The 6,241-nt window shown below is 42.4% G+C and carries 6 protein-coding genes; 5 read left to right on the forward strand and 1 reads right to left on the reverse strand.

Annotated elements, in window-relative coordinates; translation table 11 throughout:
• Positions 1–110: 110 nt before the first annotated feature.
• The 5 genes from cysZ (at position 111) to crr (ending at position 5,112) form a co-directional block, all read left to right on the forward strand.
• Positions 111–869, forward strand: coding sequence for a sulfate transporter CysZ (gene cysZ / locus AB6D07_RS13460; RefSeq protein WP_017103255.1), 759 nt, complete (start codon positions 111–113; stop codon positions 867–869).
• Positions 870–1,105: 236 nt separating this feature from the next.
• Positions 1,106–2,074 carry a cysteine synthase A gene (gene cysK / locus AB6D07_RS13465; protein ID WP_012604562.1) on the forward strand — a complete coding sequence of 323 codons (969 nt, stop codon included), beginning with the start codon at positions 1,106–1,108 and terminating at the stop codon, positions 2,072–2,074.
• Positions 2,075–2,377: 303 nt separating this feature from the next.
• Positions 2,378–2,635: an HPr family phosphocarrier protein gene (locus AB6D07_RS13470; RefSeq protein ID WP_004734263.1), complete on the forward strand. Its 258-nt coding sequence runs from the start codon at positions 2,378–2,380 to the stop codon at positions 2,633–2,635.
• A 136-nt stretch (positions 2,636–2,771) separates the two neighbouring features.
• Positions 2,772–4,496: a phosphoenolpyruvate-protein phosphotransferase PtsI gene (gene ptsI, locus AB6D07_RS13475; RefSeq protein WP_009847363.1), complete on the forward strand. Its 1,725-nt coding sequence runs from the start codon at positions 2,772–2,774 to the stop codon at positions 4,494–4,496.
• Positions 4,497–4,602: 106 nt separating this feature from the next.
• Positions 4,603–5,112 carry a PTS glucose transporter subunit IIA gene (crr, locus tag AB6D07_RS13480; RefSeq protein ID WP_009847364.1) on the forward strand — a complete coding sequence of 170 codons (510 nt, stop codon included), beginning with the start codon at positions 4,603–4,605 and terminating at the stop codon, positions 5,110–5,112.
• A 735-nt stretch (positions 5,113–5,847) separates the two neighbouring features.
• Here crr and AB6D07_RS13485 read toward each other — a convergent pair.
• The coding region (locus AB6D07_RS13485) for a flagellin (RefSeq protein WP_371692853.1) at positions 5,848–6,241 on the reverse strand (394 nt) is incomplete at its 5' end.

The raw sequence follows: 6,241 nt of genomic DNA on the forward strand, positions 1-6,241 counted from the left end.
ATTAGTTCATTACTTGGTGTGATTTTCACCACGCTTTTTTTCTTAATTTCGGTCGAGTACACTAGAGATGTTTGCTATTTAACCAAATTCACATGTGACCCAATTTAAATATGACTATTGAATCTGTTCCTCGCTCTGGCTTTGGCTATTTTATTTTCGGAATAAAAATTGCCTTATCGCCGAGTATCCGTAAGTTTGTACTGCTTCCTCTTATCGCTAACGTGTTACTCGTGGGCGGTGCTTTATTTTATATTTTCTCCAACTTAAACACTTGGATTGAAGGCTGGATTGGTGCATTGCCAAGTTTCTTGTCGTGGTTGTCATTTATCCTATGGCCGCTACTTGTGTTAACCGTTTTGGCTACGTTTTCGTATTTCTTCAGTACACTCGCTAACTTTATTGCCGCACCTTTCAACGGATTACTCGCGGAAAAAGTCGAAGAACTGCTGAGTGGTAAAAAAGTCAATGATGATGGTTTACTGGATGTACTTAAAGACACACCTCGTATTTTAGCAAGAGAATGGCGCAAGCTTGTCTATATCCTGCCAAAAGCGATCGGTTTGTTCCTACTTTTGTTAATTCCAGCGCTAGGACAAACTGTTGCACCGTTTTTATGGTTCATTTTCACTGCATGGATGTTAGCTATTCAGTACGCTGACTACCCGTTCGACAACCATAAAATCAAGTTCGATGACATGAGAAATAATTTGAAACAAAAGCAAGGTAAGAGCTACAGCTTCGGCGCACTTGTTTCTGTGTTTACTACCATTCCAGTTTTAAACCTGATTGTGATGCCAGTTGCCGTCTGCGGCGCTACTGCAATGTGGGTTGCAGAGTTTAAAGACCAAGCCCTACGCTCTCGTCTATAGCTATCGCCTATAGTTCTACAGCCTGCTCTAACAACGCCTATCTTTTTGAAGTTCTGATTTCAATAAAGATAGGCGTGAATCCTGCGACATCTCTATATGATATAACTTTTTAATCCTTTTACCTTTTTTTCAACTTGTTTAATCTAAATTCAAGCTAAACAAACATCGAAAGACACTAGACGGTAAATTGGTAGATATACTACGTTTAGTTCTGTCATTAAATGAAGGAATATCGCATGAGCAAGATCTACGAAGACAACACCCTAACGATTGGTAACACACCTCTAGTCCGCCTAAACAAAGTAAGCAAAGGTAACGTCCTAGCTAAGATCGAAGCTCGTAACCCAAGCTTCAGCGTTAAGTGTCGTATCGGTTCAAACATGATCTGGGAAGCAGAAAAAGCAGGTACGCTTAAGCCAGGTATCGAGCTTGTTGAGCCTACCAGTGGTAATACAGGTGTTGCTCTTGCATTTGTTGCTGCAGCGCGCGGTTACAAGCTAACACTAACAATGCCTGAATCAATGAGCCTAGAACGTCGTAAGCTGCTTAAAGCTCTTGGCGCAAACCTAGTGCTAACTGAAGCACCAAAAGGTATGAACGGCGCGATTGCTAAAGCTGAAGAGATCGTTGCTTCAGACCCAGACAAATACCTACTACTACAGCAATTCAATAACCCAGCGAACCCACAAATTCACGAACAGACAACTGGCCCTGAAATTTGGGAAGCAACGGATGGTGAGATCGATGTGTTTGTAGCCGGTGTAGGTACAGGTGGCACTATCACTGGAACAAGTCGTTACATTAAAGGTGAAAAAGGCAAAGCCATCACTTCTGTAGCTGTTGAACCAGCAGAATCTCCAGTGATTGCACAGGCACTTGCAGGTGAAGAAATCAAACCAGCACCACACAAAATCCAAGGTATTGGCGCAGGTTTCATTCCTGGCAACCTAGATTTAGACATTATTGACCGTGTAGAGTCAGTAACTTCTGAAGAAGCTATTGAGATGGCTCAACGCCTAATGAAAGAAGAAGGTATCCTAGCGGGCATCTCATCTGGTGCAGCAGTAGTAGCAGCAAACAGAATTTCGGAACTACCTGAATTTGCAGGGAAAACTATCGTTACTGTACTGCCAAGCTCGGGTGAACGTTACCTTAGTACGGCCCTATTTGCTGGTATCTTTACGGAAAAAGAGAACCAACAATAATATGTGGTCAAATCAATTTTTCGTCCAAAAAAGCCCCATTTAGGGGCTTTTTTGTTGATCCCTGCCTCACCTTTGGTAATATCGGGTCTGTTTTATTTTTCGCTTCAAAATAAAAGAAGCAATAAACAAATTCTGAAAGTCATGAGTACTCAACAAAAGACGACCATGGCTGGATAAAAATTTATAACCAGTCTAAGTTCTAACACGAACATGGCGTACTAGCCTCTAGCGCATTTGAGCTAAAGCAGTTAAGCTAAATCTGGTTACAAACTTACAAAAAATAAATTAATTGGGGTATATAAAATGTACGAGAAGCAAGTAGAAATCACAGCAGAAAACGGTCTTCACACTCGTCCAGCTGCACAGTTTGTTAAAGAAGCAAAATCTTTCGACGCTGACATCACAGTGACTTCTAACGGCAAAAGCGCTAGCGCGAAAAGCCTGTTCAAACTACAAACTTTAGGCCTAGTAAAAGGTACTAACGTTACTATTTCAGCTGAAGGCCCTCAAGCTCAGCAAGCTGTAGACCACCTAGTTGCTCTTATGGATCAACTACACTAATACGGTCTCCTTCTTTCAAAGCCATTTTGCACTGCAAAGTGGCTTTGTTCGAAATAGATAGCATTAAGCGCGACATTAGTCGACGACTTAAAGTCACACATTCTCCCGTTTACAGTTGAACAACTAAGGTAAGGCTATGATTTCAGGCATCCTAGCATCTCCTGGTATTGCTTTCGGTAAAGCACTACTACTTCAAGAAGATGAAATTGTCCTAAACACTCAATCTATCTCAGACGATCAAGTTGAAGCAGAAGTTCAGCGTTTTTTTGACGCTCGTAACAAATCTTCTCAACAACTTGAAGTTGTAAAGCAAAAAGCACTTGAAACTTTTGGCGAAGAAAAAGAAGCAATCTTTGAAGGCCACATCATGCTGCTTGAAGATGAAGAGCTAGAAGAAGAGATTTTAGCACTCATCAAGAAAGACAAAATGCACGCAGACAACGCGATCTACACAGTGATCGAAGAGCAAGCTGTTGCACTTGAGTCGCTTGATGATGAGTACCTAAAAGAACGTGCGACTGATATCCGTGATATCGGTACTCGCTTCGTTAAAAATGCACTAGGCATCAACATTGTATCTCTAGCAGATATCAATGAAGAAGTTATCCTAGTTGCTTACGATTTAACGCCATCTGAAACGGCACAAATCAACCTAGACTACGTTCTTGGTTTTGCTTGTGACATCGGCGGTCGTACATCTCATACTTCAATCATGGCACGTTCACTTGAGCTTCCAGCTATCGTTGGTACTAACGATATCACTAAGCAAGTTAAAAACGGCGACATGCTTGTGCTAGACGCGATGAACAACAAGATCATCATCAACCCTTCTGACGCTGAATTAGCAGAAGCTAAGAAAATCAAATCTGATTTCGAAGCAGAAGCAGTTGAACTAGCAAAACTAAAAGATTTACATGCTGAAACTCTAGACGGTCACCGTGTAGAAGTTTGTGGCAACATCGGTACAGTAAAAGACTGTGACGGTATTCTGCGTAACGGCGGTGAAGGCGTTGGTCTGTACCGTACTGAATTCCTATTCATGGACCGTACTGCACTTCCTACTGAAGAAGAGCAATACGTTGCTTACAAAGAAGTAGCGGAAGCAATGGAAGGCGAGTCAGTGATTATCCGTACTATGGATATCGGTGGCGATAAAGACCTACCATACATGGACCTTCCACAAGAGATGAACCCTTTCCTAGGCTGGCGTGCAGTGCGTATCAGCTTGGATCGTCGTGAAATTCTACGTGACCAACTACGTGGTATCCTACGTGCATCTGCACACGGTAAACTACGCATCATGTTCCCAATGATCATTTCTGTTGAAGAGATCCGTGAACTGAAAAAAGCAATCGAAGAGTACAAAGTTGAACTTCGCGCTGAAGGCCTAGCTTTCGATGAAGAAATCGAAATCGGCGTAATGGTTGAGACTCCAGCAGCAGCTGCAATCGCACACCACCTAGCGAAAGAAGTATCTTTCTTCTCTATCGGTACTAACGACCTAACGCAATATACTCTTGCGGTAGACCGTGGTAACGAAATGATTTCTCACCTATACAACCCACTATCTCCAGCGGTTCTTCTTGTTATCAAGCAAGTAATCGATGCTTCTCACAAAGAAGGTAAATGGACAGGTATGTGTGGCGAACTAGCAGGTGATGAGCGTGCAACTCTACTTCTTCTTGGTATGGGTCTAGATGAGTTCTCTATGAGCGGTATCTCTATCCCTAAAGTTAAGAAAGTAATCCGTAACTCTAACTTCGCTGAAGTTAAAGCTATGGCTGACGAAGCACTATCTCTACCTACAGCTGCAGAAATTGAAGCTTGTGTAGAAAAGTTCATCGCTGAGAAAACTCAGTAATCACCAAGAGCTTAATGAAGTTAGACGGCTAAAAATAGTCGTCTAATTTGTTAGATTGGTATAGTATATTCTACAGAATAAAACTAAACGTTAGGAGCATGACACAATGGGTCTGTTTGACAAACTGAAAAAGCTTGTATCTGATGACAGCGCTGATGCTGGTGCAATCGAAATCATCGCACCTCTTTCTGGTGAAATCGTAAACATCGAAGACGTGCCAGATGTAGTTTTCGCTGAAAAAATCGTTGGTGATGGCATTGCTATCAAACCAGCTGGCGATAAAATGGTAGCTCCAGTTAACGGTACTATCGGTAAAATCTTCGAAACTAACCACGCATTCTCTATCGAGTCTGACGACGGTATTGAGCTTTTCGTTCACTTCGGTATCGATACTGTTGAACTTAAAGGCGAAGGCTTCACTCGTGTAGCTGAAGAAGGTCAATCTGTTAAAGCTGGTGACACAATCATCACTTTCGACCTTGCACTTCTAGAAGAGAAAGCAAAATCTACGCTTACTCCAGTTGTTATCTCTAACATGGACGAAATCAAGGAGCTGAACAAGCTTTCTGGCTCTGTAACTGTTGGCGAAACTCCAGTTCTTAAAGTAACTAAGTAATCCCGATTACTTATCTGCTTTAATTAAAACGCTACCTAAGGGTGGCGTTTTTTGTGTCTGCTATATTTGTCGAGTTCCTTAACCGACGGTTCTGACTGCCGCTCTCACCTCATTGTAGACAGCCCCTCAATAAGCCACAGCAATACCATTCCTTGATTGCCAACTAACCCCCTACTTTGTTATTAAATCAAGTTAAACGCCAACCTAGGCGCTGAACCTACATGTTAGATCATGCGATATGACTTCAAGCAGACAACAGCTCTCTGATATCTCGCTCAGCTCGATTTTGAGATGACGAATGTTGAGCACATTGCTTATTCCTGGTTATTCACCTATGTGAAAGGCAGTTAGCGCTATCTCGTTTATTATCTTTCGACCACAACAAGAGCCTAATGTCTAATCCGAATCAAGCCTAAAAGCAGATTCCTGATACCTCGCTCTGTTCGGTTCTGGAATGACGAAAGGCTGCTTCAATGCAATAGATGATGGAAGTATCATTTCCCGATCCCGTCATTCTCTACAGCGAGAGACGAGCGTGATAGGGAATCGCGCTTTTGCTCCTTTCAGCATTACGCCACTTTTCCAAATATACCTTCGCTAAATAACAGGCAATAAAAAACCCAGCCGAAGCTGGGTCTGTTTAGCGCTCATCTCTCACCACGAGCTAATTTGTGGAAGCCTAACGTTGACGCTTGTGATCAACAACGCTTAAAGTCAACCTGGCCTTTCAACCGATTAACCTAGTAGGCTAAGTGCTGAGTTTGGAGCTTGTTTCGCTTGCGCAAGAATTGAACTTGAAGCCTGTGAAAGAATCTGAGACTTAGTCATATTAGTCGTTTCTTTCGCGAAATCGGTATCTTTGATACGACTCTTAGATGCATTAACGTTCTCGTTGATGTTATCTAAGTTGTTAATTGCGTGGTCAAAACGGTTTTGGAATGCACCAAGCTCAGAACGGTGGCTATCTACATATTTAAGTGCCGCATCGATAACAGCTACAGATTCTTGAGCACCACCAACAGAGGTTACGTCGATAGTATCAACCGTTACTTGCTTACCTGGCTGCATGCCTAACTCACCAGATAGACCACCAGAGAATGAGATAGCGCCATCAACTTTGTTGTTGCCA

Source organism: Vibrio sp. 10N.239.312.C11 (genome assembly GCF_041466065.1).
In the GTDB taxonomy this organism is placed as follows: Bacteria; Pseudomonadota; Gammaproteobacteria; order Enterobacterales; family Vibrionaceae; genus Vibrio; species Vibrio tasmaniensis_A.